Source organism: Microbacterium sp. NPDC077663 (genome assembly GCF_044542795.1).
GTDB lineage: Bacteria > Actinomycetota > Actinomycetes > Actinomycetales > Microbacteriaceae > Microbacterium.
This window is the reverse complement of sequence record NZ_JBITVE010000001.1, coordinates 834,410-860,107: the sequence shown is the minus strand read 5'-3', so window position 1 is coordinate 860,107 and position 25,698 is coordinate 834,410. Positions and strand designations below refer to the sequence as shown.

Annotated in this window: 33 protein-coding genes, 1 tRNA gene and 1 other RNA gene; 16 read left to right on the top strand and 19 right to left on the bottom strand. The window is 68.6% G+C overall.

The features are described from left to right. The first annotated feature begins 46 nt into the window (after positions 1 to 46). Positions 47 to 307, top strand: a complete 261-nt coding sequence (locus ACIGEP_RS04170) for a hypothetical protein (protein ID WP_396660360.1) — start codon at positions 47 to 49, stop codon at positions 305 to 307. An 11-nt stretch (positions 308 to 318) separates the two neighbouring features. Here ACIGEP_RS04170 and ACIGEP_RS04165 read toward each other — a convergent pair whose 3' ends face one another. From ACIGEP_RS04165 to ACIGEP_RS04155, 3 genes are read right to left on the bottom strand one after another with little or no spacing between them, the layout of a single operon-like run. Continuing rightward, positions 319 to 1,500 carry an acetyl-CoA C-acetyltransferase gene (locus ACIGEP_RS04165; RefSeq protein ID WP_396660359.1) on the bottom strand — a complete coding sequence of 394 codons (1,182 nt, stop codon included), beginning with the start codon at positions 1,498 to 1,500 and terminating at the stop codon, positions 319 to 321. Continuing rightward, on the bottom strand, positions 1,497 to 2,150 hold the full coding sequence (locus tag ACIGEP_RS04160) for a 3-oxoacid CoA-transferase subunit B (RefSeq protein ID WP_396660358.1): 654 nt from the start codon (positions 2,148 to 2,150) through the stop codon (positions 1,497 to 1,499). Before ACIGEP_RS04160 ends, ACIGEP_RS04165 begins: the two co-directional genes overlap by 4 nt. A gap of 1 nt (position 2,151) precedes the next feature. Then, positions 2,152 to 2,925 carry a CoA transferase subunit A gene (locus ACIGEP_RS04155; RefSeq protein ID WP_396660357.1) on the bottom strand — a complete coding sequence of 258 codons (774 nt, stop codon included), beginning with the start codon at positions 2,923 to 2,925 and terminating at the stop codon, positions 2,152 to 2,154. Between the two features lie 89 nt (positions 2,926 to 3,014). On the opposite strand from ACIGEP_RS04155, the gene ACIGEP_RS04150 reads away from it, so the two are divergent. Then, positions 3,015 to 3,818: an IclR family transcriptional regulator gene (locus ACIGEP_RS04150; protein ID WP_396660356.1), complete on the top strand. Its 804-nt coding sequence runs from the start codon at positions 3,015 to 3,017 to the stop codon at positions 3,816 to 3,818. A 12-nt stretch (positions 3,819 to 3,830) separates the two neighbouring features. Here the strand turns inward: ACIGEP_RS04150 and ACIGEP_RS04145 are convergent, their stop codons facing one another. Further along, positions 3,831 to 5,246, bottom strand: coding sequence for a dihydrolipoyl dehydrogenase family protein (locus tag ACIGEP_RS04145; RefSeq protein ID WP_396660355.1), 1,416 nt, complete (start codon positions 5,244 to 5,246; stop codon positions 3,831 to 3,833). Between the two features lie 148 nt (positions 5,247 to 5,394). Here ACIGEP_RS04145 and ACIGEP_RS04140 point away from each other — a divergent pair, with 148 nt between their 5' ends. The 9 genes from ACIGEP_RS04140 to corA all read left to right on the top strand — a co-directional run bounded on the left by ACIGEP_RS04140 (position 5,395) and on the right by corA (position 11,775). Continuing rightward, on the top strand, positions 5,395 to 6,231 hold the full coding sequence (locus ACIGEP_RS04140) for an ABC transporter ATP-binding protein (protein WP_396660354.1): 837 nt from the start codon (positions 5,395 to 5,397) through the stop codon (positions 6,229 to 6,231). Between the two features lie 7 nt (positions 6,232 to 6,238). Next, positions 6,239 to 6,916: an ABC transporter permease gene (locus ACIGEP_RS04135; protein WP_396660353.1), complete on the top strand. Its 678-nt coding sequence runs from the start codon at positions 6,239 to 6,241 to the stop codon at positions 6,914 to 6,916. Next, positions 6,913 to 7,635, top strand: a complete 723-nt coding sequence (locus tag ACIGEP_RS04130) for an ABC transporter permease (protein ID WP_396660352.1) — start codon at positions 6,913 to 6,915, stop codon at positions 7,633 to 7,635. The genes ACIGEP_RS04135 and ACIGEP_RS04130 overlap by 4 nt, the downstream gene beginning before the upstream one ends. 38 nt (positions 7,636 to 7,673) lie before the next feature. Beyond that, a complete protein-coding gene (locus tag ACIGEP_RS04125) occupies positions 7,674 to 8,588 on the top strand; it encodes an ABC transporter substrate-binding protein (RefSeq protein ID WP_396660351.1) in 915 nt (304 codons plus the stop codon). 96 nt (positions 8,589 to 8,684) lie between these two features. Beyond that, positions 8,685 to 8,897 (top strand): DUF2945 domain-containing protein, encoded by a 213-nt coding sequence (locus tag ACIGEP_RS04120; protein ID WP_396660350.1) that lies wholly within the window; start codon positions 8,685 to 8,687, stop codon positions 8,895 to 8,897. Between the two features lie 78 nt (positions 8,898 to 8,975). Next, positions 8,976 to 9,683: a hypothetical protein gene (locus ACIGEP_RS04115; RefSeq protein WP_396660349.1), complete on the top strand. Its 708-nt coding sequence runs from the start codon at positions 8,976 to 8,978 to the stop codon at positions 9,681 to 9,683. Beyond that, positions 9,683 to 10,321, top strand: a complete 639-nt coding sequence (locus tag ACIGEP_RS04110; RefSeq protein WP_396660348.1) for a DNA/RNA non-specific endonuclease — start codon at positions 9,683 to 9,685, stop codon at positions 10,319 to 10,321. The genes ACIGEP_RS04115 and ACIGEP_RS04110 overlap by 1 nt, the downstream gene beginning before the upstream one ends. Before the next feature lie 14 nt (positions 10,322 to 10,335). Then, positions 10,336 to 10,716 (top strand): hypothetical protein, encoded by a 381-nt coding sequence (locus ACIGEP_RS04105; protein ID WP_396660347.1) that lies wholly within the window; start codon positions 10,336 to 10,338, stop codon positions 10,714 to 10,716. Positions 10,717 to 10,776: 60 nt separating this feature from the next. Further along, entirely contained in the window at positions 10,777 to 11,775 is a 999-nt protein-coding gene (gene corA, locus ACIGEP_RS04100; protein ID WP_396660346.1) for a magnesium/cobalt transporter CorA, read from the top strand. 64 nt (positions 11,776 to 11,839) lie between these two features. Here corA and ACIGEP_RS04095 read toward each other — a convergent pair. Beyond that, a tRNA-Lys gene (locus tag ACIGEP_RS04095) sits at positions 11,840 to 11,912 on the bottom strand. Between the two features lie 115 nt (positions 11,913 to 12,027). Between ACIGEP_RS04095 and ACIGEP_RS04090 the strand changes: the two genes are divergently transcribed. Both ACIGEP_RS04090 and ACIGEP_RS04085 read left to right on the top strand, forming a co-directional pair. Beyond that, positions 12,028 to 12,852, top strand: a complete 825-nt coding sequence (locus tag ACIGEP_RS04090; protein WP_396660345.1) for an inositol monophosphatase family protein — start codon at positions 12,028 to 12,030, stop codon at positions 12,850 to 12,852. Beyond that, a complete protein-coding gene (locus tag ACIGEP_RS04085; protein ID WP_396660344.1) occupies positions 12,849 to 13,424 on the top strand; it encodes a hypothetical protein in 576 nt (191 codons plus the stop codon). The genes ACIGEP_RS04090 and ACIGEP_RS04085 overlap by 4 nt, the downstream gene beginning before the upstream one ends. Positions 13,425 to 13,641: 217 nt before the next feature. Here the strand turns inward: ACIGEP_RS04085 and ssrA are convergent. Both ssrA and ACIGEP_RS04075 read right to left on the bottom strand, forming a co-directional pair. Then, positions 13,642 to 14,014: a transfer-messenger RNA gene (gene ssrA / locus ACIGEP_RS04080) on the bottom strand. Between the two features lie 101 nt (positions 14,015 to 14,115). Continuing rightward, positions 14,116 to 14,526, bottom strand: a complete 411-nt coding sequence (locus ACIGEP_RS04075; protein WP_396660343.1) for an NUDIX domain-containing protein — start codon at positions 14,524 to 14,526, stop codon at positions 14,116 to 14,118. Between the two features lie 46 nt (positions 14,527 to 14,572). On the opposite strand from ACIGEP_RS04075, the gene ACIGEP_RS04070 reads away from it, so the two are divergent. After that, positions 14,573 to 16,042 (top strand): SDR family NAD(P)-dependent oxidoreductase, encoded by a 1,470-nt coding sequence (locus tag ACIGEP_RS04070; protein WP_396660342.1) that lies wholly within the window; start codon positions 14,573 to 14,575, stop codon positions 16,040 to 16,042. Then, complete coding sequence (locus ACIGEP_RS04065; RefSeq protein WP_396660341.1) at positions 16,039 to 16,257, top strand: hypothetical protein; 219 nt, start codon at positions 16,039 to 16,041, stop codon at positions 16,255 to 16,257. The genes ACIGEP_RS04070 and ACIGEP_RS04065 overlap by 4 nt, the downstream gene beginning before the upstream one ends. Before the next feature lie 3 nt (positions 16,258 to 16,260). On the opposite strand, the gene smpB is transcribed toward ACIGEP_RS04065, so the two are convergent. The 8 genes from smpB to prfB all read right to left on the bottom strand — a co-directional run bounded on the left by smpB (position 16,261) and on the right by prfB (position 22,865). Beyond that, entirely contained in the window at positions 16,261 to 16,737 is a 477-nt protein-coding gene (smpB, locus tag ACIGEP_RS04060) for an SsrA-binding protein SmpB (protein WP_396660340.1), read from the bottom strand. Positions 16,738 to 16,802: 65 nt separating this feature from the next. Continuing rightward, positions 16,803 to 17,717 (bottom strand): permease-like cell division protein FtsX, encoded by a 915-nt coding sequence (gene ftsX / locus ACIGEP_RS04055; protein WP_396660339.1) that lies wholly within the window; start codon positions 17,715 to 17,717, stop codon positions 16,803 to 16,805. Continuing rightward, positions 17,714 to 18,775: a cell division ATP-binding protein FtsE gene (ftsE, locus tag ACIGEP_RS04050; RefSeq protein ID WP_396660338.1), complete on the bottom strand. Its 1,062-nt coding sequence runs from the start codon at positions 18,773 to 18,775 to the stop codon at positions 17,714 to 17,716. The genes ftsX and ftsE overlap by 4 nt, the downstream gene beginning before the upstream one ends. Positions 18,776 to 18,832: 57 nt before the next feature. After that, complete coding sequence (locus ACIGEP_RS04045) at positions 18,833 to 19,594, bottom strand: anti-sigma factor domain-containing protein (RefSeq protein WP_396660337.1); 762 nt, start codon at positions 19,592 to 19,594, stop codon at positions 18,833 to 18,835. Further along, positions 19,581 to 20,162 carry an RNA polymerase sigma factor gene (locus tag ACIGEP_RS04040; protein ID WP_396660336.1) on the bottom strand — a complete coding sequence of 194 codons (582 nt, stop codon included), beginning with the start codon at positions 20,160 to 20,162 and terminating at the stop codon, positions 19,581 to 19,583. Before ACIGEP_RS04040 ends, ACIGEP_RS04045 begins: the two co-directional genes overlap by 14 nt. After that, the gene (locus tag ACIGEP_RS04035) at positions 20,159 to 20,806 is read right to left on the bottom strand and encodes a sortase domain-bontaining protein (RefSeq protein WP_396660335.1); all 648 of its coding nucleotides are present in this window, start codon (positions 20,804 to 20,806) and stop codon (positions 20,159 to 20,161) included. The genes ACIGEP_RS04040 and ACIGEP_RS04035 overlap by 4 nt, the downstream gene beginning before the upstream one ends. 9 nt (positions 20,807 to 20,815) lie before the next feature. Continuing rightward, entirely contained in the window at positions 20,816 to 21,637 is an 822-nt protein-coding gene (locus ACIGEP_RS04030) for a DUF4397 domain-containing protein (RefSeq protein ID WP_396660334.1), read from the bottom strand. A gap of 118 nt (positions 21,638 to 21,755) precedes the next feature. Further along, positions 21,756 to 22,865, bottom strand: a complete 1,110-nt coding sequence (gene prfB / locus ACIGEP_RS04025) for a peptide chain release factor 2 (protein ID WP_396660333.1) — start codon at positions 22,863 to 22,865, stop codon at positions 21,756 to 21,758. Positions 22,866 to 22,891: 26 nt separating this feature from the next. Here prfB and ACIGEP_RS04020 point away from each other — a divergent pair, with 26 nt between their 5' ends. Next, on the top strand, positions 22,892 to 24,166 hold the full coding sequence (locus ACIGEP_RS04020; protein ID WP_396660332.1) for an MFS transporter: 1,275 nt from the start codon (positions 22,892 to 22,894) through the stop codon (positions 24,164 to 24,166). Positions 24,167 to 24,226: 60 nt separating this feature from the next. Here ACIGEP_RS04020 and ACIGEP_RS04015 read toward each other — a convergent pair whose 3' ends face one another. Genes ACIGEP_RS04015 through ACIGEP_RS04000 form a run of 4 tightly spaced genes read right to left on the bottom strand, consistent with a single transcriptional unit; the run spans position 24,227 to position 25,676 of the window. Then, positions 24,227 to 24,634, bottom strand: coding sequence for a pilus assembly protein TadG-related protein (locus tag ACIGEP_RS04015; RefSeq protein WP_396660331.1), 408 nt, complete (start codon positions 24,632 to 24,634; stop codon positions 24,227 to 24,229). Continuing rightward, positions 24,631 to 25,098: a TadE/TadG family type IV pilus assembly protein gene (locus tag ACIGEP_RS04010; protein WP_396660330.1), complete on the bottom strand. Its 468-nt coding sequence runs from the start codon at positions 25,096 to 25,098 to the stop codon at positions 24,631 to 24,633. Before ACIGEP_RS04010 ends, ACIGEP_RS04015 begins: the two co-directional genes overlap by 4 nt. After that, the gene (locus ACIGEP_RS04005; protein ID WP_396660329.1) at positions 25,073 to 25,462 is read right to left on the bottom strand and encodes a TadE/TadG family type IV pilus assembly protein; all 390 of its coding nucleotides are present in this window, start codon (positions 25,460 to 25,462) and stop codon (positions 25,073 to 25,075) included. The genes ACIGEP_RS04010 and ACIGEP_RS04005 overlap by 26 nt, the downstream gene beginning before the upstream one ends. Positions 25,463 to 25,472: 10 nt before the next feature. Next, complete coding sequence (locus tag ACIGEP_RS04000; RefSeq protein WP_396660328.1) at positions 25,473 to 25,676, bottom strand: hypothetical protein; 204 nt, start codon at positions 25,674 to 25,676, stop codon at positions 25,473 to 25,475. Between the last annotated feature and the right edge of the window lie 22 nt (positions 25,677 to 25,698).

The window sequence follows — 25,698 nt, the reverse complement described above, 5'->3', positions numbered from 1 at the left end:
GCTAACAACCGCCGCGGGGCGCGCTCACGCCACTAGCGTGGGTGATATGCGGAAATACCTCTTCGGCACCGGACTCCTGTCGGCTATCACCGGAGCGGTCACGCTGCTGCGCTCCGCCCGGAGCGAGGAGAGGTTCACCTGGCGCACCGCCCTCGCCTGGCTGAGCTGGGCCATCACGATGGCGCTCGCGGTGGGGTCGGTCGTCGACACGCGCCGCGCCTCACGCGGCAAGCGCATCCCGCTGGACTCGCCGCGTGCCGACGATAAGAACAAGCTGCTGAAGAAGCGCGTGTCGCGCCGCCGCTGAGGCCACCTCCCTCATCGCGTGAGGATGACCGCCTCCCCCTGACCACCGCCGCCGCACAGGGCCACTCCGGCCGCTCCCCCGCCCCGCCTCGCCAATTCGTGCACGGCGTGGACGACCAGGCGGGCGCCGGAGGCGCCGATCGGGTGGCCGATCGCGATACCGCCGCCGTGGATGTTGACGACGGAATCATCGACGCCGAGCTCCCGCTGCGACTGCGCGACGACTGCGCCGAACGCTTCGTTGATCTCGATGAGGTCGAGGTCGGAGGATGACATCCCCTGTCGTCCGAGCGCCTGCGACAGTGCCCGCGCCGGCTGCGAGTGCAGCGAGTTGTCGGGGCCGGCGACCTGACCCGACGAGCCGACGACAGCGAGGACGGTCCACCCCTCGGCATCCGCCCGGGACCGGGTCGTCACCACGACGGCGGCCGCACCGTCCGAGATCGGTGATGCGTTGCCGGCGGTGATGTCGCCGTCGGGCGAGAACGCGGGTCGCAGGCGCGCCAGGGTCTCGACGGTCGTGTCGGGACGGACCCCCTCGTCCCGCGTGAGCCGGAGAGGTTCGCCCTTTCGCTGCGGGACCTCGACCTCGACGATCTCCGCATCGAAGACGCCCGCCTCGGCCGCCGATGCGGCACGCTGGTGCGAGAGGGCGGCGACGTGATCCTGATCCGCGCGGGACAGGCCGAGCCCGGGATTGCGTCGTTCGGTCGACAGCCCCATGGACACCCCCTCGTACGCGTCCGTGAGTCCGTCGAGGGCCATGTGGTCGAGCACCTCGACGGATCCGTACGTCCAGCCGTCGCGAGAGCCCATCAACAGGTGAGGGGCACGGGTCATCGACTCCATTCCGCCGGCGACGACCACCGACGCGTCACCGACGGCGATCATGCGCTTCGCGTCGATGATCGCGGTCAGTCCCGACAGACACACTTTGTTCACCGACGTCGCGGGCACGTCCCAGCCGAGTCCGGCGCCGACGGCAGCCTGGCGCGCGGGATTCTGCCCGGCGCCGGCCGGGAGCACCTGCCCCATGATGACGGCATCGACGGATGCCGGGGCGACGCCGCCCCGCTCCAGGGCGCCGCCGATGGCGAGGGCGCCGAGCTGCGGCGCGGTGAACGAGGCCAGTTGCCCCTTCAGGCGTCCCTGCGGCGTCCGCGCCGCCGCGACGATGACGATGTCCTCGGTCATGCTCCCACCTTCACGTCCTGTGCGACGACGAGCTCGGGCTCGGTCGCATCCTTCACGTCCTGGACGGTCACACCCGGAGCGGTCTCCACGAGCACCAGCCCCTCCGGCGTCACGTCGATCACGGCGAGATCGGTGATGATCCGGTCCACCACGCCGAGACCGGTGAGCGGCAGCGAGCAGTCGGACACGATCTTCGGGGACCCGTCGCGGGCCGTGTGCTCCATCAGGACGATGACCTTCGCGGCACCGTGGACCAGATCCATAGCGCCGCCGGGACCCTTCACCATCTTTCCGGGGATCATCCAGTTCGCGAGGTCGCCACGGGTCGACACCTGCATGGCTCCGAGGATCGCGGCGTCGATCTTGCCGCCGCGGATCATCCCGAAGCTGAGCGCCGAGTCGAAGAACGCCGCACCGGCGAGCGTCGTCACCGTCTCCTTGCCGGCGTTGATGAGGTCGGGGTCGACGGCCTCCTCGGTCGGATACGGCCCGACGCCGAGGATCCCGTTCTCGGACTGGAGCACGACGGTGACACCCTCCGGGATGTGGTTCGGGACGAGGGTCGGAAGTCCGATCCCCAGGTTCACGTAGGCGCCGTCGGGCAGCTCGGCCGCCGCTCGTGCGGCCATCTCCGTGCGTGTCAGTGCCATCTCACTCCCCCTCCGTTGCGACGGTGCGCCGCTCGATGCGCTTCTCGATCCCCGTGCCCACCTCGACCAGACGGTGGACGAAGACGCCGGGAAGGTGGACGGCGTCCGGCTCGAGCTCACCGGGCTCGACGAGCTCCTCGACCTGCGCGATGCAGACTCGGCCCGCCATCGCTGCGAGCGGGTTGAAGTTGCGCGCGGCCTTGTTGAAGACGAGGTTCCCGTGCCGGTCGCCCCGCAGCGCGTGGACGAGGGCGAAATCCGTGACGATCGCCTCTTCGAGGACGAACTCCCGGGCCCGCCCATCGACGTCGAAACGACGCACGTCCTTCGGAGCGGATGCCACGGCCACGCCGCCCGAGCCGTCGTAGCGGCGTGGCAGCCCGCCCTCGGCGACCTGCGTCCCGACGCCGGTCTGCGTGTAGAAGGCCGCGATGCCGGCCCCGCCCGCCCGCAGCTTCTCCGCGAGCGTGCCTTGCGGAGTGAGTTCCAGCTCCAGTTCACCCGACAGGAACTGCCGCTCGAACTCCTTGTTCTCGCCGACGTACGACGACGTCATCTTGCGGATGCGTCGCGCGCGCAGGAGGACGCCGAGACCCCAATCATCCACTCCGCAGTTGTTCGACACGACTGAGAGGTCTGTCGTCCCCTGCGCAAGCAGGGCCTCGATGAGAGCGATCGGGTTGCCCGAGAGGCCGAATCCGCCGACGGCGATACTCGCGCCGTCCGGGATGTCGGCGACCGCCTCAGCCGCCGACGGAACCGTTTTGTCGATCACGGTGCACTCCTTCGTGTCATACCCTCCAGCATCCACGAGCGACACCGCACCGGCGAACGGACGGTTGCCATGTGGAACCGGTCACGTCTATGTTCCACATTGTGGAACCCTTGTCGACGACAGTGCCGGGCGCTCAGGCGATCGCGCGAGCAGCCCGGCTGCTGCGACTGGTCAGCGCCGCGGGGGCCGAGGGCAGGGGCGTGAGGGACCTCGCCCACGAGGCGTCGCTGTCGCGCTCGACGGCGCACCGACTGTTGACCGCCCTGCGCGCCGAGGGCCTTGTGGACCAGGACGAGCGGAGCTCACGATGGCTCGCCGGCCCCGAACTGTTCCTCATGGGCGCTGCCGCGGCCCCGCGTTACGACGTGACGCACATCGCCGGCGACATCGTCCGCTCGTTGGCCGTGAAGACGGAGGAGAGCGCGTTCCTCTCGGTGAGACGCGGCGACGAGACGGTCTGCCTCCTCCGCGAGGAGGGGTCCTTCCCCATCCGTTCCTTCGTCCTCAGCGAAGGTGTCCGCTTTCCCCTCGGCGTTGCTTCCGCCGGATTGGCGATCCTGTCGTTCCTGCCGCAACCCGAGGTCGACGCCTACCTCAGCCGCCACCCGGAACTCGCCGCGCGATGGGGCGATGTCCACGATGCGGATCCACTGCGCACGCGCATCGCCGAGACCCGCGACCGCGGATTCGCGCTGAATCCCGGGCTCATCGTGTCGGGATCGTGGGGCGTCGGGGCCGCTGTGTTCGATCAGGACGGCCGACCGGAGTGGGCCCTGAGTCTCACCGGCGTCGAGTTCCGCTTCGGTCCCGACCGGATCGCCGATCTGGGCCGCCTGCTGCTCGCGCATGCGCACCAGCTGACGACCCGCATCCAGTCCGTGCGCCGTCGGTGACGGCCGGCCCGGTCACAACCCGGCGGTCTCGAGCCACCGCAGCCAGACCTCGCTGACCGTGGGGTATGCCGGCACCGCGTGCCAGAGCCGGTGGAGCGGCACCTCGCCGACGATCGCGATCGTCGCGGAGTGCAGTAGTTCGGCGACGTCGGGGCCGACGAACGTCGCGCCCACCAGCACTCCGCGTTCCGCGTCGATGATCGCTCGCGAGTGCCCCTCGTACCGATCCGAGTGCGTGCTCGCGCCCGCCACCCACGACAGGTCGTAATCGACGACTTTCACGTCGATGCCGGCGTCACGAGCGGAAGCCTCAGTGTGCCCGACGGCCGCGACCTCCGGCTCCGTGAAGACCACCTGAGGCACGGCGGTGTGGTCGGCGGTGGCCGCCAGCGGACTCCAGGCGGACGTGTCGACGTCGCTCGACGAGGCGCGGCGCGCGATCACGTCGCCGGCGACGCGCGCCTGGTACTTGCCCTGATGGGTCAGCAGGGCGCGATGGTTGACATCACCCACCGCGTACAGCCACTCCGTGCCCGGGACGCGCATCGTGTCGTCGACCCGGATCCACGACCCCGCCTCGAGGCCGACGTGCTCGAGACCCACGTCCTCCGTGCGGGGAACACGTCCCGCCGCCACCAGGATCTCGTCCGCGTCGACGACGGAGCCGTCGTCGAGGGTGACGCTCACGCCCTCGGAGGATCGGGCGACACTGTCGACTCCGCGCCCGGTGCGCACCGTTGCGCCGGCGGCCGTGAGGGCGGCGCCGACGGCCTCGCCGGCGAAGTCCTCGAGCACGCCGAGGAGGGTGGAGCGGGCGATGACGGTCACGTCGGAACCGAGAGCGGTGAACGCCGTCGCCATCTCGAGCCCGACGACGCCGCCGCCCAGGACGACGAGGGAGGACGGTACCGTCCGGACCCCCGTCGCCTCACGACTGGTCCAGGGGGCGGCATCCCGCAAACCCGGGATGTCAGGGATCAGCGCGGCGGAGCCGGTGCAGACGGCGACGGCGTGGCGCGCGCGAAGCGTGGTCGTCTCGCCGTCCGGCGCGGTGACGGTCACCTCGCGGTCGCCGGAGAGGCGGCCGTGTCCTCGGACCAGGTCGATTCCGGCGCCCTTCAGCCACTCGACCTGCGAGGTGTCCTGGTAGTCGTGCACGATGCGGTCCCGACGCGCGAGCACGGCGGCGACGTCGACACCGCCGGTGACCGCCTCCGCCGCGCCGGCGACGTCGCGGGCTGCCCGCAGCGCAGCCGGGGCGCGCAGCAGCGCCTTCGAGGGCATACAGGCCCAGTACGAGCACTCGCCGCCCACCAGCTCGCTCTCGACGATCGCGGCGGTCAACCCCCCTCGCACGGCACGATCGGCGACGTTCTCGCCGACGGGTCCTGCTCCGATCACGATGAGGTCGTACTCGCGTGTGCTCATGCCTTCACGCTACTGACAGGACGACCCAGCGGGGTCGGAACGAGGGCATCTCCTGCCACAACCGCCATGTGACGTCAATGGTCGCCCCGGACTCCCGGGATGTCCGGGGTGTGTGGTTGGCTGAAACACCGGCCGAAAGGACCCCTCCATGGCGATCGAATTCCGATCCGTCACCAAGCGATTCGGCGACGGCCCCGCGGCCGTCGACGAGGTCACCCTCGAGATGCCGGCGCGCAAGACGACTGTCCTCGTGGGTTCGTCAGGATGCGGCAAGACCACCCTGCTCCGCATGATCAACCGTCTCATCGAGCCGACATCGGGCGACATCGTGATCGACGGCGAGTCGATCCGGTCGAAGGACGCCGTCCAGTTGCGGCGGAGCATCGGCTACGTCCTCCAGAACGCCGGGCTCCTCCCCCACTACACGGTGGCCGACAACATCGCGACCGTGCCGGTGCTCACCGGACAGACGAAGGCGGCGGCGCGGCGACGCGCGCTGGAACTGATGGAGATCGTCGGCCTGGACTCCGCCTTCGCCGACCGCTATCCCGCCCAGCTCTCCGGCGGGCAGCAGCAGCGTGTCGGCGTCGCCCGGGCCCTCGCCGCCGACCCCAACATCCTCCTCATGGACGAACCGTTCGGAGCCGTCGATCCGATCGTGCGCAAAGAACTGCAGGCCGAAGTCATCAGGCTGCAGCGCGAGCTCGACAAGACGATCGTCTTCGTCACGCACGACATCGACGAGGCGTTCCTGCTCGGCGATCAGGTCGTCATCCTGCAGAAGGGCGCGCACATCGCACAGCGGGGCACGCCGTCCGAGATCATCGAGTCCCCCGCCGACGACTTCGTGGCCAGCTTCATCGGCACCGACCGCGGCGCGCGCTCCCTCCGCGCGAAGCGCACCGACCGCGGCACCGTGCTCGTGGACGAGGCCGGTCGCACGCAGGGCGTGCTGGTGACGGATGCCGCGGAGCAGGCGGGGTGACCTCTCCGTGAACTGGGTCCTCGACAACCTCGATCTGATCGGGCGCCTGACGGTGGCGCACCTGCGGCAGAGCACCATCGCGATCCTCGTCGGTTTCGCCATCGCCGTCCCCATCGGGTGGGCGGCTTTCCGCTACACACGTCTGCGCGGCACCGTGCTCGGCGTCGTCGGCATCCTGTACACGATCCCGTCGTTCGGCCTGTTCGCACTCATCAGCGCGACGAGCGGCATCCCGCTGCTGTCGGAGACCAACCTCGTCGTCGCCCTGACGATCTACGCCGTCGCCATCATGACCCGTTCGGTGACCGACGGCCTCGCCTCCGTCGACACCGCCGTCCGCAGCGCGGCGATCGCCGTCGGGTTCGGCCCGTGGCGGCGGTTCTGGACCGTGGACTTCCCCCTTGCTGGCCCCGTCATGCTGGCCGGCCTCCGCGTCACCGCGGTCTCGACGATCTCGCTCGCGACGGTCGGAGCACTGATCGGTGTCCAGAACCTCGGTTATCTCTTCACCAACGGCTCGCAACGTCGGATTCTGCCCGAGGTGTTCGCCGGTGTGCTCGCGGTCGTGGTGATCGCGCTCGTGATCGATGCCCTCCTTCTCCTGGCCGGTCGGGTCCTCATGCCGTGGACGCGGCGCGCGACGCCCCCACGCTCGACTCGGAACCTCCGTGAGGCGGTCGCATGAACGTCTTCATCGACGCGTTCGCCTGGATCTTCTCGCCGGATCGCACGACCGGATACCTCCCCCTGGGTGAGGCGATCCTCCAGCACCTCGGATTCACCTTCGGATCCGTCGCGATCGCCGCGCTCATCGCCGTCCCGGCAGGATGGGCCATCGGTCACACCGGGCGCGGACGAGAGATCGCCGTCTTCCTGTCCGGCGCCGCGCGCTCACTCCCCTCACTGGGGCTCGTGGTGCTGCTCTACCTCCTGATCGGGGTGAACTTCAAGGAGCAGGCGGCCGTCGTCGCCTTCGTCCTGCTCGCCATCCCGTCGATCCTGGCCGGCGCCTACGCCGGAATCGAGGCCATCGAGCGCACGACGATCGAGGCGGGGCGTGCCGTCGGGATGACGCCGATGCAGGTGCTGTGGAAGATCGAGGTCCCCCTGGGCCTGCCGCTGCTGATCGGTGGCATCCGCTCCGCCGTCCTGCAGGTGGTCGCGACCGTCACCATCGCGGCCTACGTGGGCCTCGGCGGACTCGGTTTCGCCCTCATCCAGGGCATCCAGACCCGTAACCCCTCGCAGATCCTCGGCGCCTCGATCGTCGTCGTCGTCCTCGCCCTCGTGCTGGACGCCCTTTTTGCCCTGCTGCAGCGCGTCCTCGTCCCACGGGGCGTCGCTGTGCAGGGTTCCGCACCGGAGCGCGGGCGTCGCCGACGCCCTACCCCCGAACCCGCTTGATCCACAGCACCACGACCCCAACCCACCCGGAGGCATCCATGTCCATCACACGCACACGCATCCTGCCCGCCCTCGGCCTCGCCGCCGTCGCCGCACTGGCCCTCTCGGCCTGTGGCTCGAGCGACTCGCTGCAGGGAAGCGGCAACGGCGGGAACGGCGGCACCGAGGAGTCGTCGACGATCGTCATCGGTTCGCAGCAGTACTACTCGAACGAGATCATCGCCGAGATCTACGCTCAGGCGCTCGAGGCGGCCGACTTCACCGTCGAGCGCAACTTCTCGATCGGCCAGCGCGACGCCTACATGCCCTCGCTCGAGGACGGCTCCATCAACCTCTTCCCCGAGTACACCGGCAACCTGCTCCAGTACTTCGACCAGTCGGCGACCGCCACGACGCCGGACGACGTCTACACCGCGCTCCAGGAGGCCCTTCCGGACAACCTGACGGCGCTCGATTACTCGCCCGCGACCGACCAGGACTCCTACAACGTGACCGCGGCCTTCGCCTCGGAGAACAACCTGACAGAGATCGGCGACCTCGCCGGGATCGACGGCCTCACGCTCGGCGGCGCTCCCGAGCTCGAACAGCGTCCGTACGGACCGACGGGGTTGAAGGATGTCTACGGCGTCGACGTCGCGTTCGAGGCGACCGCTGACACCACCGTCGACGAGCTCGTCGCCGGCAACATCCAGGTCGCCAACGTGTACAGCGCCGACCCGCGCATCGCGACGGACGACCTGGTCACCCTCGAGGACCCGAAGGGGCTGTTCCTGGCCTCCAACGTCGTCCCGATCGCCAGCTCCGACGTCGCAGACGAGATCGCCGACGTCATCAACGAGGTGAGCGCCGCAATGTCGCCCGAGGAACTCGTCGCCATGAACGTGGAGTCGTCGGTCGACCAGCGGAACACCGAGGACATCGCGGCGGATTGGATCGCCGACAACCTCGGCTGATCGAGCAGGATCGGGCCCGTCGATCCCGAGACGGGAGTGGGCGGGCCCGATCCGTACACCCGGCCGCGCGAAGCGGCCCCGACGAAGGGACGGCACATGGCGGGTTTCAGCAAGGGCGACCGGGTCAGCTGGGGCACCTCTCAAGGGCGCACTCAGGGCAAGATCGTCGAACGGAAGACGAAGGACTTCACCTTCGACGGTCAGGACTTCACCGCGTCCACAGACGAGCCGGCCTACATCGTCGAATCCGAGAAGACCGGCGCGAAAGCTGCGCACAAGGGGTCTGCACTCAACAAACTCTCGTCCTGAGGGCTGCGCAGAGTCGGGGACTTCTCCCCATGGACCTTCGACGGGCGGCTTTGTAGCCTCGCACCGGGAGGTGTGGCCATGGGCATGATGTTGCCGAACGAACTCGTCTGGGTCATGGAGAAGCTGGGCTTCGAGTGGCCCGACATCGACGAGGACGAGGTGCGCAAGGGGGCCGATCTCCTCCGCACCCTGGGCACCGACCTGGAGACGGTGATCCAGGCCGTCGACCGCAAGGTCAGCAGTGACGTGAGTGTGGCCATCCAAGGACAGACAGGCCCGGCGACCCTCGGCGCGTGGAACGCGAACCGATCGCAGAACCTCCAGAAGCTCATCGACCTCATGCCGCCCGCGGCGACGGCGATGGACCTCGGGGCCGAGGCGATCTTCGCACTCAAGATGAAAGTCATCGTCGACGTCAGTTCGACTCTCATCACGCTCGTCGCGATGCTGACGAACCCGTTCACTGCGGCGGGAGCAGGCCCGATGCTCCTCATCAAGAAGAAGCTGCTGAACGCAGCCGTCGACATCGCCGTCGAACAGCTCATCATGCAGCTGGCCCCGGCCGTGATCGAGCCGATGGCAGAGCATCTCCCCGCGATCGTCGACGCGATCCTCGACGCCCCCCTCGTCGAAGGCGCCGCGGGCGACTCCGATGAGTTCCACGCCGACCTCGCGGCCCTGGAGTCGGCACGGTCGGATATGAAGCTCCACGGTGCGGACATCCAGACGATCACGTCGACGTTCTTCGCCGAGTTCTCGGCTCTCGACTTCGGAGGGGATGCCTGATGAACGCGCTCAAGCCGGTCTTCCGAGAAGCACGCCAGTCCGTTCTCGCCGGTGCAGGACGACTGAAGGAGCGACTGCATCAGCTCGCCGACAACATGGACGGTCATCTCGACACGATCGTCCGACGCGTCCGCGACGAGGACAACTTCAACGACGCCGTGGTGACCAGCCGCGGGGGCAACGTGAAGGTGACCACCTATGATCCGGCCACCGGCCGTCCGGTCACCGAGTACGGCCATATCCGCGACGACTTCGGCAGTTCGACGCGAGGCGATAATGCGACCTCGATCGGACGTCTCGGCGAAGGCGGTTACGACGGTGGCCACCTGGGCGCGCATCGCTTCTACGGCGACACACCGGATCCCGGCATCGTCCCCCAGATCGCGAACCTGAATCGCGGGTCGTGGAAGACCATGGAGAACGAATGGGCCGACTGGACGTCGCGCGGCTATCACATCGACTACACGATCGACGTCTATCCGCCCGGCGCGACGGTCCCTGATACGTTCGAAGTCGCCTACACCGTGACCAACCCGCAGAACGGCGCGGTGATCCACCGGGCGTTCCCCTACTTCTACAACCAACCCGATCAGGTGTTCACCCGCGTTCCCCGCGACAGCATGCCTCCGATCCGGTGAGACGAAGGAGCGACATGACCGCCGATCCCACCGCGGACCTCATCCGCGCGCTCGTCACGCACATGCAAGGTGCGCCCGACGACTGGAAGTCGCTGGCGATGGTGATCAGCCTCGGAGGAGGGCGTCTGAGCGAGACCTCCGGATACGCGTACTCTCCCGACGGGACGGTGTCCGCCATCGCCTCGCGTCCCTCGCAGATCAAGCCGGCGGTCGACGCCTACCTCGCCGACCGTTACCCCGAGGGCGCTGCCCTCCCGGCGAAGTTCCTGGTGCAGTTCGACCGCGACACAAAGGCCTACGAGATCACCTTCGAGGACACCGACCCAATGCGGTGGAAGGTGACGCCCGACACCTTCGAGGCGGTCCAGCAAGAGCTGAAGCCGACGCTCGGCTGACCGTACGAGCGCGCGGCGCGGCGCGGCATCCACCCCTCCCGATGCGCGCAGAATCGTCGCATGCCCATCGTCGACAACGCCGTCTATGTGGACGGCCGCCGCATCCAAGACCCCACGAGCCTGAGCGAGACGTTCGAGCACACCAGGGATCATCACGGGATGGCGTGGATCGGGCTGTACCGACCGACCGAGGAGGAGGTCGCCGCCGTCGCATCGGAGTTCTCCCTCCACCCGCTCGCCGTCGAAGACGCGCTGGCGGGGCACCAGCGGGCGAAGCTGGAGCGATACGGCGACGTGCTGTTCACGGTGCTGCGACCGGCACGGCACGACGCCACGTCGGACACGGTCGATTTCGGCGAGTTGCACGTTTTCGTGGGGCCGGACTTCGTCGTGACGATCCGTCACGCCGACTCCCCCGACCTCACGCAGGTCCGGTCGCGCATGGAGCAGCAGCCCGATCTGCTTCGGATGGGACCGGAAGCGGTGCTCTACGCGATCCTCGACCAGGTCGTCGATGAGTACGCGCCCGTCCTGTCGGGGGTGGAGAGCGACATCGATGGGATCGAGGAGACGCTGTTCAGCGGATCGGATGCGGGACTGTCGCAACGCATCTACACGCTCGCTCGCGAGGTGATCGCTCTGCACAAGTCGACACTTCCCCTCGAGGGCATGCTGCAGCGGCTGCTCGACGGCTCGGACAAGTACAACGTCGACCTCGAACTCCAGCGATCGCTGCGAGATGTCCTGGACCACGTCATCCGTCTGAACGAACGCATCGTGGCGTTTCGATCGATCCTCGACAACGCGCTGACCGTGCACTCGACGCTCGTCACCCAGCGGCAGACCGACACGTCGCTCGAACAGAACGACCAGGTCAAGAGGATCTCCGGCTGGGCGGCGATCCTTTTCGGACCCTCCCTGGTCGGCACGGTCTACGGCATGAACTTCGACTACATGCCCGAGTTGCACTGGACCTTCGGATACCCGATGGCCCTGGGGATGATGGTCGCGAGCTCGATCGCCCTCTACCTCGTCTTCAAGCGGAAGAAGTGGCTCTGACCAGGACGTCTCCGCAAAGAAGCAGAAGGCCCCGATCACTGGCGAGAGTGATCGGGGCCGTCCGTGCACCCCCCGGGACTCGAACCCGGAACCCACTGATTAAGAGTCAGTTGCTCTGCCGATTGAGCTAGAGGTGCATGATTCGAAGAACTCGAACCGAGGGACAACACTAGCATCAGGATCGCCCGCTCCGCCAATCGGGGCCGCCGCGGCGCAGACGAACGTCGCGGGCGCACCGCGTATTCTGGAGCCGTGACGTTTCTGCCCTCTGCGACGGACTGGACCGCCCCTTTCGACGGTGATCTGAGCGCGGATCTCGCTGTGGCGCTGCGCCTGGCGGATGCCGCGGACCGGGTGTCGATGGAACGCTTCGACGCCCCGGATCTCGACGTCCGCACGAAGGCGGACGCGACCCACGTGACCGAAGCCGATCTCGCAACCGAGCGCGCCATCCGCGACATCCTGGCGAACGACCGTCCCGACGACGGCGTGATCGGCGAGGAGTTCGGCACAAGCGGCGACACGCGGAGACAGTGGATCATCGATCCGATCGACGGCACCGCGAACTACCTCAAGGGCATCCCGATGTGGGCGACGCTGATCGCTCTCGTCATCGACGGCGTGCCACGCGTGGGCGTCGTCAGCCAGCCGGCGATCTCCCGCCGCTGGTGGGGCGCGACCGGGGCCGGCGCGTGGACGACGTCGTCCGACGGACGGACGCGACGCATCCACACGTCCGATGTCGGCTCGGTAGCCGAGGCGAGTGTCAGTTTCCAGAGCATCGCCCAATGGGACGAGGTGGGGCGCTGCGATGACCTGCTGCGGCTCTCCCGCGCGGTCTGGCGCGACCGAGGGTACGGCGATGCGTGGCCGTACATGCTCCTCGCCGAGGGCCGGCTCGAGTTCGTCGCCGAGTTCGGCGTCCGCGAGTACGACATCGCGGCTCACGTCCCCGTCATCCTCGAAGCCGGTGGGCGTTTCACCGACATCGACGGCGACGAGCGGCTCGATGCGCGGTCGTCGTTGGCGACCAACGGCATCCTCCATGACCAGTTCCTCGGGATGCTGCGCGCGTGAAGTCCCATCGACGACGCATCGGCCCGGTCGCCACGGCCGTGGCGACCGGCGCCGTCGTAGCGCTGCTCGCGACCGGATGCAGCCCGACCGCGGGCCCCGGCCCGGGGACGGGCACAACACCCTCCCCCGGCGCATCTGATCCCGTCGCGGCCCCACCGGCGACGATCGATCCGGCCGACGTGACGTGCGAGAACATGCTCGCACCCGAGACCGTCGACAGCTTCACCGCAACGGGATGGACCGTTCGCGAGGACCCGTTCGTCATCCTGGACCTCGAATTGCCGCAGGGAACGGCGTGCACATGGGGGGACTTCAGCTCCCCGACGAACGACGACCTCGTGCTCTTCGGCTGGTCCCCGATCTCCTCAGCGGACGCCGAGGCGACCGAAGCCGCGCTCGAAGCCGAGGGATGGCTGCGCGAGGACGACACCGACGGCGTCATCATCACCGAGGACCCCACCTCCGCGTTGCGCGTGGACGATGACGGTTACGGCGTCACCTACCTGTTCGGCGACGGCTGGGTGAAAGTCTCGGACACCCGGCAGGGCTTGGATCTCATCGAGCTGGGATGACCTGCGCCTGAGAACGAGAGGCTCGACGCAGTGGGGGCCGCGTCCCACCGGAGTGGAGCTCGTTGGGGGCCGAGCGAGCCTCTCGCCCGCTCGCAGGTTAGGGCCTGCGGATTTCGCTTTGTGATGGAGATTGCGCTTTCGGTTTCCGGTTCCGTGGGAATGACGAAGCCCCCGGCATCCGAGGGGACACCGGGGGCTTTCACTCCGTGACAACGGTTCGTGGAGATGGGGGGAATCGAACCCCCGTCCATCGCTGAGAGACGGCGTCTTCTCCGGGCGCAGTCTGTAGAAGGCGTTCTGCTCGGCTCCGACCTTTAGTACAGACACATAAGTCGACGAGCCCAGCCTGAGAAGAGTCCCGCGTGACGCTCAGGCGACGTCACGCAGCGAGATCCCTTAAATGACGCCAGGGACCGTGAGGGGATCACTCACGGACTGACGGACTCGGGCTCGCTGCTCAGGCAGCGAGGGCGAAGTCGGACTGCTTCTTTTCGGCAGTTATTGGTTCGCAGAGATCGTTAACGAGATAACTCTGCATCCTCGGCCCGCTTCCCGCAGAGTCACAGGCGATGTCGAAACCGATCATCCCCGAGACGCCTGGTGGCGTGTGGACCGTTGTCACACTGTGGAGTTGTCATTGCTCGGATGCCGCGGCGTCCGAGCATCCCAGATTACCACCCGCGCGGCCCCTTCAGTCGATGAGGAAGTGATCGCGCGCGAGGGGCGCGACCTCCAGCGTCTGCGCCTCCGCTTCGCCGACCCATCGGAGCTCGGCGATCTCGGCCGCCGCCCGCGGTTCCTGTCCCCCGAGCGCGACATCGAAGACGTCCGCGATCACGGTGTGGCCGGCTTCGTTCGCGGCGGCGGCCCGAAAGACTCCGCGAGATCGGAGGTCGTCGAGGGTGACGGCGATGCCCAGCTCCTCCCGCAGCTCCCGGACGAGCGTTTCGCCCGGGTTCTCCCCCGACTCCGGTTTGCCGCCGGGTTGCATGAACGCCGTGGTACCCGTTTTCCGGACCAGCAGAAGCCGACCCGAGGTGTCGCGGATGACGGCGGCCGAGACCCGGATAGTGGGAGAGGAGGCGAGGTCGGGGGCGGTCACGCGAGAACGCTAACAGGCCCCCACCCGACTCGACGTACAATCTCGTGTGCTTCCCGACCCCCTCACCTCCGACACGGCGATCGATCCCACCGATCTCGCCACCACTCTCCGCGTGCTGGCCGCCCTGCCTTCGCTCCCGCGCACGCACCCCGATTTCATCGCCGTCCGCCAGGCGAGCGCCGCGATGTTCAAGGCGGCGAAGAAGGAACGCCGGCGCGAGATCCGCGAGGCCGTCGCGACGGCCGACCGCGCCGTGGTCCACGCCACGGCGACCGGCGCGCCCGACCGCATCGACGACGAGACGCGCGGCATCCCGATCGCCGCCCGTACCGCAGCCCCCATCGCGGGCGTCCTCCAGAAGGCTCGCGGCTGCTACATCTGCAAGCAGCCCTACACGGTCGTCGACGCGTTCTATCACCAGCTGTGCCCGGAGTGCGCGGCCCTGAGCCATGAGAAGCGGGATGCCCGTACCGACCTCTCCGGCCGGCGTGCGCTGCTCACGGGCGGTCGCGCGAAGATCGGCATGTACATCGCCCTGCGGTTGCTGCGCGACGGTGCGCATACGACCATCACCACCCGGTTCCCGCGGGACGCCGTTCGCAGGTTCCGCGCGCTCCCGGACTCCGCGGAGTGGATCGACCGCCTCAAGATCGTCGGCATCGACCTGCGCGACCCCGCCCAGGTGATCGCCCTCGCCGATGACGTCGCTGCGGCGGGACCCCTCGACATCCTGATCAACAACGCCACGCAGACGGTGCGGCGCTCCCCCGGGGCCTATCAGCCGCTGGTCGAGGCCGAGCTGGCGCCCCTCCCCGACGGCGTGCTCCCCGAGCTCGTCACCTTCGGACACACCAACGACCGTCATCCCGAGGCGCTGGAACGATCGGTCAGCGCGCATCCGATCCTCGCCGCTGCGGCGGACCGCGCGGATGCCCTCACCCGCGAGGCGATGGCGGCGGGATCGACCTCGCTCGACCGACTCGCGGACGGGACCGCGATCGACGCGGGCGGGCTGATCCCGGACCTCGACCACACGAACTCGTGGGTCCAGCGGGTCCAAGAGGTGGATCCCCTCGAGATGCTCGAGGTCCAGCTCGCCAACACCACGGCACCCTTCCTCCTGGTGTCGAAGCTGCGGCCCGCTCTGGCGGCCAGCCCCGCGCGGCGCACCTACATCGTCAACGTCAGCGCGATGGAAGGCGTCTTCGAACGCGGGTACAAGGGCCCCGGGCATCCGCACACCAACATGGCGAAGGCCGCCGTCAACATGCTCACGCGGACCAGCGCACGGGAGATGTTCGAGAGCGACAGGATCCTCATGACCAGCGTCGACACCGGGTGGATCACCGACGAGCGTCCTCACCCGACGAAGGTGCGACTCGCCGAGGAGGGCTTCCACGCTCCACTGGACCTGGTCGACGGAGCGGCTCGGGTGTACGACCCCATCGTGCGCGGCGAGGCCGGCGAGGACGTCTTCGGCGTGTTCCTCAAGGACTACGCACCGGGCCGCTGGTGATCTCGTTCCCCGCTCCCGGGACCCGCGTCGTCGTGCGTTACCTGCTGCCCGACGGACAGGCGACGGACGCGCTCGGTGAGCTCGTGTCCGTCCAGCCCGACATGATCGTCGTCGACGGCAAACGGGGGCTCGAACGCATCGGTCGTGCGACCGTCATCTCCGCGAAGGCCGTCCCGCCTCCGCCCGAACCTCGGACCCGCCGGAGACCTGCCTGAGGGTCACTCCCCCAGGCGGTTGCGGCTGCGCATCGCCCGTTCGGCTTCGCGTTTGTCCTCGCGTTCGCGGATGGTCTGCCGCTTCTCGTACTCGCGCATACCCTTCGCGACGGCGATCTCGACCTTCGCCCGGCCGTCCGAGAAGTAGAGCTTGAGCGGGATCAGGGTGTATCCACCGGCCGCCACCGCGTGCGAGAGCTTGACGATCTCGTCCTTGTGGAGCAGCAGCTTGCGGGTGCGCTTGGAGGCGTGGTTGGTCCAGTGACCCTGCGAATACTCGGGGATGTGGACCGCGTCCAGCCACGCCTCTCCGCCATCGATGAAGGCATACCCGTCGCTGAGGTTCGCGCGCCCCTGTCGGAGGGACTTGACCTCGGTTCCGGTCAGGACGAGACCGGCCTCGTAGGTCTTCTCGATGGCGTACTCGTGGCGCGCGCGACGGTTGGTCGCGATGACCTTCTCCCCGCGTTCCCTGGGCATGATGACTCCTTGACGAGGCCGCACTCCGCGCGCGACCGGCCTGCCAGTCTAACGGAGACGCGCGTTCAGGTGCGCAGCCAGCGGCGGATGGCGAAGCTCGCCGACAATGCCGCCAGGACGAGGCCGAGCCCCACGATCACCGGAATGACGAGCAGGGCGTCCCGTCCGTCGATCCACGTCGTGACGAAGTCGATCTCGTCGATGAGGTATCCGTGCACCCCGTACTGCACACCGAGCCAGATCGCGACGCTGGCCAGCGCCGAGCCGATGAACGCCGCGAAAACGCCTTCCAGGATGAACGGCGTCTGGATGAAGCGGTTGGATGCGCCGACCAGACGCATGATGCCGAGTTCTTTGCGTCTCGCGTAGGCCGAGAGACGGATGGTGGTGGCGATGAGGAGGACCGCCGCGACGAGCATGAGCCCGGCGATGCCCACGGCGAAGTACGTCGCGATGGTGAGAGCCGAGAACAGGGGTTGCAGGTACTCCATCTGGTCGGTCACCTCCTCCACGCCCTGCACGCCCGAGAACGCCTCGTCGATGACGTCCGTCTGGGTGGGGTCGACGAGGTTCACCCAATAGGTCTCGTTGAGCTGCTCCGGCGTGATGAAGTCCGCGTAGTCCTCGCCCATCAGGTCGAGGACGTTCTGGTACGCCTCCTCACGCGTCTCGAAGCGCACGCTTCGGACGATGCCGTCCAGCGCGGGGCTCTCGAGCGTCTCCTTGACGGCGGCGAGCTGCTCGTCGGTGGCTTGGCCGTCGCTGCAGGTCGTCTGAGTGGACCCGTCGCGGCACATGAAGACCGCCACCTGGGCGCGCTCGGCCCAGTACCCCTGCATCTTGCCGATCTGCATCTGCATGAGCAGAGCGGCGCCGACGAAGGTCAACGAGACGAAGGTGACGAGGATGACCGAGATCACCATCGATGCGTTGCGACGCAGACCCGTCAGGGCCTCGCCGAGGACCAGGCGTGCTCTCATGCGGTGGGCCCCACTTCGTCGTCGTCGCGACGACCGAGGCCGAGGCGGTCCGCCGCCCCGAGCCCATCGATCTCATCGAGGTCGATGTCCGCGGGTGTGATCGGGACGCCTCGGGTTCCCGTGTCGGGCTCGGATGCCGTGGGCCGGGCCCCGGCATCCGTCTGCACCTCGGTGACCGGCGGCGGGTCCTCGACGACGGGGACGGCGGGGAGGACCGTCTCGGGCTGGGGTGCCGGCGGCTCGATGCGCTCCGGAAGGGGCTCCACCGCGCCCGTGTCGTGCGCGATCTGCTTCTGCAGCTCGAGGACGGCGGTCAGTGCGGCCGTCGCCGCTGCGCCCTTGACGGTCTCGGGCGTGAGGACGGGCAGCCCGGAGGTGTCGCCGTAACCGCCGTGGCGCTCGTCGCGCACGACCACACCGCCACGGAGCTCGATGACACGCCGCTGCATCTGGTCGACGAAGCCGGCTTCGTGGGTGGCCATGACCACCGTCGTGCCGCCGGCGTTGATCCGGGCGAGCAGCTGCATGATGTCGATCGAGGTGCCGGGATCCAGGTTTCCGGTCGGCTCGTCCGCCAGGAGGATCTGCGGGCGGTTGACGATCGCCCGCGCGATCGCGACGCGCTGCTGCTCACCGCCGGAGAGCTCGTGGGGCAGGCGCTTCTCCTTGCCCGCGAGTCCAACCAACGCGAGAGCCTCGGGCACGGACTGCTGGATGAAGGCACGGCTCGACCCGATGACCTGCAGCGAGAACGCGACGTTCTGGAACACGGTCTTGTTGGGGAGAAGACGGAAGTCCTGGAAGACCGAGCCGATGTGCCGACGGAAGTACGGGACCTTCCGTGTGCTGAGGCCCCTCACGTCGCGACCCAGGACGACGACGCGGCCGTCGGAGGCGGTGTCCTCGCGGAGGATGAGCCGCAGGCACGAGGACTTGCCCGAGCCCGAGGCGCCCACGAGGAACACGAACTCTCCGCGCTGGACGTCGAACTCCACGTCGCTCAGGGCGGGTTTGCTGGTGCCGCGGTACTTCTTGGAGACCTTTTCGAACCGGATCATGGCCAGTCGAGCCTAAGCGGCGGGGGCGCCGCATCCGTCAGCGACACTCCCGCGCGCTCAGGGGGCTGCCAGGGTTCCTCGCACGATGGAGTCGCCCGAGTGGGCGGGGTCGCCGTCGACGGTCTCCTGCGAGATGTCGACGACGGTGAAGCGCCTCAGGTCGACGTCGTCGGGGATGTCGAACGTGCCGGTGTCGCCGTCCAGCACCCCGAGACTGATCAGGTCGCTCGCGTCCGAGGTGAGCAGCCAGACCTCGCGGTAGCCGTCGTCGGGGAGGGATGCCGTCAGGTCGACCACGACGCGGTCGTGCCCGTCGACGCGCTCCAGCATCGCTTCGCCCTGAGCGCCCGCCCAGGTCGGGAAGCCGTCGAGGCGCGCCTCCGAGATGACCTCGGCGCGCGGCACGATGCCGCCCGACATCCACACGCCGGCGATGATGGCGACGACGGCGACGGCCGCGCCGGCCGTGACGAAGAAGACCGGACGGCGACTTACGCGGCGTCTGCGCGCGACGTGCCGCGCCGCGGCCGATGAGACATCGGCGGTGACCGCCGAGGCGGCAGAAGGTCCCGAGTCCGTCCCCTCACCGGCCTGCCCGTCCGGCAGATCGAGCTCGGATCGGATGGACTCCCAGACGCGGTCCGGCGGCGTCAGCAGCTCCGCGCCGATACGTGTGGCCCGTCCGGCCGCGACCGCTCTGGTGAACGAGGCGACCTCGGCCGCGCATTCCGCGCAGTCGTCGAGGTGGCGCTGCTCGTCCTCGGAGGCCTGCTCCCCCATGGCGAGGAGGGCGGCGACCTCGGGGTCAAGATGTGACATGGTGCGCCTCCAATCGGGTTCGCAGGCGGGTGAGACTTCGTCGGATGTGACTCTTGACGGTGCCGAGCGGCATCCCCAGTCTGTCGGAGATCTGCTGGTGGGTCAGATCCTCGTAGAAGGCGAGAGCGAGGACGGCCCGGGCGTCGGGTTCCAGCTGAGCGACCTCGTCGGCCACGAGCAGCGCATCCGAGACATCGTGCTCGGCCACCGACTCGGGGACGACGGCCCTCAGCGCCTCCTCGAGACGGGCGGCACGGGCGCGCGCCTCGTGCGCGTCCGCGATGCGACGCCGGGCGATCGTGAGGAGCCAGGCGCCCAGGGGTGCGCCCTCGACGCGGTACGAGGAGCGGGACGTCCACGCCGAGACGAACGTCCGCTGGGTGACGTCCTCCGCCTCGGTCGTGTCGCCGAGCGAACGGACGGCGAGCGTGTAGACGATCCTCGACCAGCGGTCGTACATCGCTTTCACCGCCGTCTCGTCACCGGCGGCGAATCGCTCAGCGAGATGCCTGTCGTCGTCGACGGCGTGCTCCTTCCGCGCAGCGAGCCGGGGCACCGTGATCGTCACGACTGCGCCCTCGCAATGAGCACCACGTTATCGCTGTAGGTGCGGGTCTGCTGATCGAAATCACCACCGCAGGTGATGACGGCGAGGGTCCGTGGACCCTCCCGGGTGAACAACTCATGGACGGGGAGTTCCGCACGGGGGATGTAGGTGACGGATTCGGTGACATAGGTCGTGACCGTGCCGTCGGCATCCGTCACCGCGATCTCGTCACCTGGCGTCGCCTCGCGCAACTTGGCGAGGGGACCCACCCCGTACTCCCGATCGTCGACGTGAGCGGCGATGACGGTGGTGCCCTCCGCATCGCCGGGAGCCTTGCCGAACCGATACCACCCGGCGATAGAGGGACGTTCCGGGATCTCCATCTCCCCGGTGTCCTGGACCCCGACGGCCTGCACGGGCATGTCGACGTCCAGCGACGAGATGGCGAGCCGCTCCGGTGCCGGAGCGCGTTCGACGGCCTGCGGAGTGGCCGGAGCGACCGGGACGGAGACGCCCGGCGTGGGAGCCGGAGGTCGAGGGGAGACCGTCCCGGTCGCGCCCGAGCCGGTGTCGGAGGCGGGTGGCGACCCTGCCTCCGACACCGGTGCACAGGCCGCCAGCGTCAGGGCCGTCAGGGCGACGGCGATGATCGACAGGCGGCGCATGTCAGAACCTCAGCGACGCGCGGCCGAGGTCCGGACGACGTACACGCCGCCGGCGACGAGACCAGCGATGAGGGCCGCACCGCCGGCGAAGAGCCATCCGTTGGTGCCGTTCTCGGCGACCAGACCGGCGGAGCCGGTGTTCACGCCGTCAGGGCCGGAGTGCAGACCCTCGATGGTCTGCGTGGCCAGTGCCAGGTTGCCGTCCTCGGCCGAACCCCAGGCGTAGGCGATCGTCAGAACGCCCTCCTGGATCTCGACGTCTGCCGGGCCGATGACCGAGTCGGTAGTGCCCTCGAGCGCGACGGCCGCGCTCACGGTGCCGGCGGGCAGGTCCAGCGACTCCTCGTTGGGGTTGGTCAGGCCGGTGATGACCGCCTCTCCGCCGGCGAGGACGTCGACGGCGGGAGCGGCGGCGACGTGACGGACCGTCAGCCGACCCTCACCGGCAGCCGTCTCGGAGGTGTCGTTGGTGAACAGGTTGGCGGTCGGGGTGCCCTCGGCGTCGAGGTGCGCGACCGCGGTGTAGTTCATGCCGGCCTCGAGCGTGAGGTCGATGGGACCGAGGACCGGGTCCGAGTCGTCGGTCGCGTCGGCAGCCGTCAGCGCGACCGAGTAGGTCCCGCCGGGCAGCTCGAGCGGACCACCAAGGTCGCCGGGCTGGAAGTCGTCGATCGTCAGCTCACCGTCGACATAGACGTCGACGGGTGTGTCCGGGATCGCGTGCAGGACCGCGAGGTCGGCGGTGTCCGAGGTCGCGGCGGATGCGGGGACGAATGCAGCGAACGCCACGGCGGCACCGAGGGCGACGCCCGCAGAGAGTGTCTTGCGCATGGGAACTCCTTCTGATTCGGCGCGAGGTGTTTCGCGCTGTCACAGAGGTATTCCTGCGCAGTCCCGCCTGTGGATGCAGGTGGATGAAAAAAGTTCGGAGAAAGTACTCCGGGTCGACTCAGTCGTCGTCCTTGCGCTTACGCCAACGGATGCCGGCAGCGATGAAGCCGTCGAGGTCGCCGTCGAAGACCACCGCGGGGTTACCGACCTCGTGACCGGTTCGCAGGTCTTTGACGAGCTGCTGGCCGTAGAGGAAGTAGGAGCGCATCTGGTCGCCCCAGCTCGCGGTGATCGTTCCGGCCAGTTCCTTCTTCTTCGCGGCCTCCTCCTCCTTCTGCAGGAGCATGAGGCGGGTCTGCAGCACGCGCATGGCGGCTGCGCGGTTCTGGATCTGGCTCTTCTCGTTCTGCATCGACACGACGATGCCCGTCGGGATGTGCGTCAGTCGGACGGCCGAGTCGGTCGTGTTGACCGACTGGCCACCGGGACCGGACGAGCGGAAGACGTCGACGCGGATGTCGCCCTCGGGGATGTCGACCTCCTGCGCCTCCTCCATGACGGGGATGACCTCGACGGCTGCGAAGCTCGTCTGGCGCTTGTCGGCGGAGCCGAACGGACTGATGCGCGCGAGGCGGTGGGTCCCCGCCTCGACCGAGAGCGTGCCGTAGGCGTAGGGGGCATCGACCTCGAAGGTGGCGGACTTGATGCCCGCGCCCTCGGCGTAGGAGGTGTCCATCACCTTGACGGAGTACTTGTGGCGCTCCGCCCAGCGCAGGTACATGCGCATGAGCATCTCGGCGAAGTCCGTGGCGTCGTCGCCGCCGGCACCCGAACGGATCGTGACGACGGCGCCGCGGTCGTCGTACTCGCCGTCGAGAAGCGTCTGCACCTCGAGCTGGCTGATGACCTTCTCGAGGTCCGTGATCTCCCGTCGGGCCTCCTCGGCGGAATCCTCGTCGTCCATCTCCTGGGCGAGTTCGACGAGCACCTCGAGGTCGTCGAGTCGCTGCTCGACCTCGGTGATGCGCTTGAGCTCGGATTGCCGGTGGCTGAGCGCGCTGGTGACCTTCTGCGCCTTCTCGACGTCGTCCCAGAGGTCGGGAGCGCCCGCCTCGTCGGACAGACGGGCGATCTCGGCGGAGAGTGCGTCGACATCGACGACCGCCTTGATCTCACCGAAGGTGGAACGCAGGGCCTGGATGTCCGCAGACGGATCGAATTCAAGCATGACAGTCCAGAGTAACGTGGATGCCGATGACCGACCGACCCGACTCCCCCAGCGCCCGGGAGGTGCTCTGGCGATTCGGCCCCATGGTCTACGCGCCGACGGTGCTCTTCGCCGTTGGCGAGGGAGCGGTGCTCCCCCTCATCCCGGTGATCGCGGGCGGCCTCGGGGCCGATGTCGCCCTCTCCGCTCTCATCGCGTCGATGCTGGTCGTCGGGCAACTGATCGGCAATCTGCCCGCCGGGTGGGCGGTGGCCCGGGTCGGCGAGCGGGTGACGATGATCGGCGCGGGCTCGCTCGCCCTGGTCGTGTCGCTGACGGCCGCGCTCCTGCCGTCGCTGCCCGTGTTCGCGGGCGCCGTCTTCCTCATCGGGTTCTGCGCGGCGGCGTTCGGCCTGGCGCGGCACTCCTTCATGACGACGCGGGTCCCGGTTCTCTTCCGCGCGCGGGCCCTGTCGCTGCTCGGTGGTACGTTCCGCTTCGGGATGTTCACCGGCCCGTTCATCGCCGCAGCGCTCATCGGCCTCTTCGGGAACGAACGCGCGACGATCTGGTTCTTCGCCGTCTGCCTCGTCGCGCTCATCGCCCTCGTCGCGTTCGGCCCCGACCCCGAGAAGCAGTTCGTCGCCGAACCGGTGCGGACCCACCAGGTCGAGGACTCGGGTGAGCCGGTCACCGGCTCCATCCCCGTGTCCGAGCGGATCGGCGTCTTCCGGACGATGTGGCGGCACCGCCACGTCCTGTCGCGTGTCGGTCTCGCCGCCGCGTGCCTTTCGGCCGTGCGCTCCGCGCGACAAGTGGTGCTGCCCCTCTGGGGCGTCTCGATCGGCCTCGATGCCCAATCGATCGCCCTCGTCGTCGGCATCTCCGGCGCGATCGACTTCGCCCTCTTCTACGCCAGTGGGCAGGTCATGGACCGCTTCGGGCGCCTCTGGGCGGCCCTGCCCGCGATGATCCTGATGGGCAGCGGGTTCCTCGCCCTGTCGCTCACGCACGACGGTTCCGCCGCCGAGATGTGGTTCGCGATGTTCGCTGCGGTCCTCGGCGTCGGAAACGGCCTCTCCAGCGGCATCCTGCTCACCATCGGTGCCGACCTCGCACCGAAGGACGATCCTGCACCGTTCCTGGGATCGTGGCGAACGTTGACGGATGCCGGGGGTGCCACCACCCCGCTGATCGTGACCGGCATCACCGCGATCTCGTCGCTCTCGTTCGCCGCCGGCGCTGTCGGGCTCATCGGCCTGCTGGGAGCCGTGGCGTTCGTGCGCTGGCTGCCGCGGTTCCTGCCGCACGTGAGCCGCTGACGATCGCGTGATGGGATTCCCCTTCACGCGCGCCCACGGAAGTTGACGCCTGAACCCGCGTCAGTCGAGCCAGGTCCGACTCGTGGCCGTCGCGTCGAGCGCGACACCGGCGGGGACGAAGATGGACGAGATCGGCGGACGCCACGTCGTCGACACCGTCACGCGCGCCGAGACGCCGTCGGGTGTGACGGCCGACACCAGCATCACCTCACCGTCGGCTTCGACGACGGCCTCGGCCTGCTCGCGAACACCGGCGTCCGTGAGCTCCGCTCGGGGCTCCCCCGCCCGCACCTCGAAGGTGAACCCGTCGGCACCGGCCAGGGCGGCAGCATCCGCAGCCGCCTGCGTGCGCTTCTGGGCGAGGTACAGACTCGTCGCGTCGACGCAGACGAAGACCAGGACGAGCGCGAGGAGGGCGTAGCCGATCGTCAGCAGCAGGACGCTGCCGTCCTCGTCGCGCGCCGTCATCCGTCCCTCCAATAGCGGGACACCTTTTGCACCGAGGACGACTCCACGCCGATGCGGGTCGCATCCTGGAGTCCCAGCACCGGCGGCACGAGAGGCAGAGGGACGGATGCTGCGACCGTCACCCTGAGGGTCTCCCCGGCGGCCGGGCAGGCCGTCGAGTCGCCTACGCACGAGACGTCCACGTCGAGGGTGTCCGCATCGAGGTCGTACTCCCGCACGATCGAGTCGAGCACGGCGGCTGCGCGGGCATCGGCATCCTCGGCGCCCTCTGCCGACGACACGGCGCGTGCCACATGCCGAGACGCCGCCTCGACCCCGAGGGCATGGGACTGGATCATCCCGAGCGTCACGATGAGATACACGATGGGCACCAGGAGAACGACGCCCCCGACGATGAACTCGAGAGCCGCCGATCCGCTCTCATCGTCGCGGAGAGCCTCACCCCAGAACCTCGGCCGGGGCATGGACCGTCACCTCCCACCCGTGCGGAACACCGAGAAGTCCGACCAGTGGCAACCGAGTCGTGAGGGTCACCGCGACCGTGTCGTAACCCAGCGCGGTCGACTCCGTGGCTGTCGCGCTCTCGACGAACCCGGCTCCCACTGCTCGTTCCACGACCTCGCGGGCCCGCTGTGCACCCGCTGCGGTCTCGACGTCCGCGAGCGCCGCGTGGTACGCCCCCTCGACGGCGGCGTCGTGGACCACGTTGCGGACGTACACCGCGAGTCCGAGCTGCAGGACGCCGAGCGTGAGCACGGTCAACAGCACACCGACCAGCACGAACTCGACGGGAGTCGAGCCGCGCTCGTCAGAGAGCAGGCGCCGCACGTGGACGGCCTCAGAAGCTGGAAACCTGGTCGATCGCCTGCTCGAACAGCTGAGCAAGCGCCGGGCCGGCGAGTGCCCAGATCACGACGACGAGTCCGGCGGTCATCAGGGTGATGAGTACCCAGCCGGGGACATCGCCTCGCTCGTCGTCGCGGACGTCCGCCACGACGGCACCCCAAGCCGTGCGGAGTCGAGAGAGTGTGGAACGGATCATGGTGTTCTCCTTTCGGTCGTGA

What these genes read in the sequence shown, in the direction of transcription:
- smpB (WP_396660340.1), bottom strand. Translation starts at nt 16,737, where the DNA reads ATGCCCAGGGAACGCGGGGAGAAGGTCATCGCGACCAACCGTCGCGCG.
- ACIGEP_RS04145 (WP_396660355.1), bottom strand. Translation starts at nt 5,246, where the DNA reads ATGAGCACACGCGAGTACGACCTCATCGTGATCGGAGCAGGACCCGTC.
- ACIGEP_RS04125 (WP_396660351.1), top strand. Translation starts at nt 7,674, where the DNA reads ATGTCCATCACACGCACACGCATCCTGCCCGCCCTCGGCCTCGCCGCC.
- ACIGEP_RS04120 (WP_396660350.1), top strand. Translation starts at nt 8,685, where the DNA reads ATGGCGGGTTTCAGCAAGGGCGACCGGGTCAGCTGGGGCACCTCTCAA.
- corA (WP_396660346.1), top strand. Translation starts at nt 10,777, where the DNA reads ATGCCCATCGTCGACAACGCCGTCTATGTGGACGGCCGCCGCATCCAA.
- ACIGEP_RS04030 (WP_396660334.1), bottom strand. Translation starts at nt 21,637, where the DNA reads ATGCGCAAGACACTCTCTGCGGGCGTCGCCCTCGGTGCCGCCGTGGCG.
- ACIGEP_RS04110 (WP_396660348.1), top strand. Translation starts at nt 9,683, where the DNA reads ATGAACGCGCTCAAGCCGGTCTTCCGAGAAGCACGCCAGTCCGTTCTC.
- ftsE (WP_396660338.1), bottom strand. Translation starts at nt 18,775, where the DNA reads ATGATCCGGTTCGAAAAGGTCTCCAAGAAGTACCGCGGCACCAGCAAA.
- ACIGEP_RS04045 (WP_396660337.1), bottom strand. Translation starts at nt 19,594, where the DNA reads ATGTCACATCTTGACCCCGAGGTCGCCGCCCTCCTCGCCATGGGGGAG.
- ACIGEP_RS04020 (WP_396660332.1), top strand. Translation starts at nt 22,892, where the DNA reads ATGACCGACCGACCCGACTCCCCCAGCGCCCGGGAGGTGCTCTGGCGA.
- ACIGEP_RS04160 (WP_396660358.1), bottom strand. Translation starts at nt 2,150, where the DNA reads ATGGCACTGACACGCACGGAGATGGCCGCACGAGCGGCGGCCGAGCTG.
- ACIGEP_RS04000 (WP_396660328.1), bottom strand. Translation starts at nt 25,676, where the DNA reads ATGATCCGTTCCACACTCTCTCGACTCCGCACGGCTTGGGGTGCCGTC.
- ACIGEP_RS04105 (WP_396660347.1), top strand. Translation starts at nt 10,336, where the DNA reads ATGACCGCCGATCCCACCGCGGACCTCATCCGCGCGCTCGTCACGCAC.
- ACIGEP_RS04015 (WP_396660331.1), bottom strand. Translation starts at nt 24,634, where the DNA reads ATGACGGCGCGCGACGAGGACGGCAGCGTCCTGCTGCTGACGATCGGC.
- ACIGEP_RS04115 (WP_396660349.1), top strand. Translation starts at nt 8,976, where the DNA reads ATGGGCATGATGTTGCCGAACGAACTCGTCTGGGTCATGGAGAAGCTG.
- ftsX (WP_396660339.1), bottom strand. Translation starts at nt 17,717, where the DNA reads ATGAGAGCACGCCTGGTCCTCGGCGAGGCCCTGACGGGTCTGCGTCGC.
- ACIGEP_RS04130 (WP_396660352.1), top strand. Translation starts at nt 6,913, where the DNA reads ATGAACGTCTTCATCGACGCGTTCGCCTGGATCTTCTCGCCGGATCGC.
- prfB (WP_396660333.1), bottom strand. Translation starts at nt 22,865, where the DNA reads ATGCTTGAATTCGATCCGTCTGCGGACATCCAGGCCCTGCGTTCCACC.
- ACIGEP_RS04150 (WP_396660356.1), top strand. Translation starts at nt 3,015, where the DNA reads ATGTTCCACATTGTGGAACCCTTGTCGACGACAGTGCCGGGCGCTCAG.
- ACIGEP_RS04035 (WP_396660335.1), bottom strand. Translation starts at nt 20,806, where the DNA reads ATGCGCCGCCTGTCGATCATCGCCGTCGCCCTGACGGCCCTGACGCTG.
- ACIGEP_RS04170 (WP_396660360.1), top strand. Translation starts at nt 47, where the DNA reads ATGCGGAAATACCTCTTCGGCACCGGACTCCTGTCGGCTATCACCGGA.
- ACIGEP_RS04165 (WP_396660359.1), bottom strand. Translation starts at nt 1,500, where the DNA reads ATGACCGAGGACATCGTCATCGTCGCGGCGGCGCGGACGCCGCAGGGA.
- ACIGEP_RS04010 (WP_396660330.1), bottom strand. Translation starts at nt 25,098, where the DNA reads ATGCCCCGGCCGAGGTTCTGGGGTGAGGCTCTCCGCGACGATGAGAGC.
- ACIGEP_RS04140 (WP_396660354.1), top strand. Translation starts at nt 5,395, where the DNA reads ATGGCGATCGAATTCCGATCCGTCACCAAGCGATTCGGCGACGGCCCC.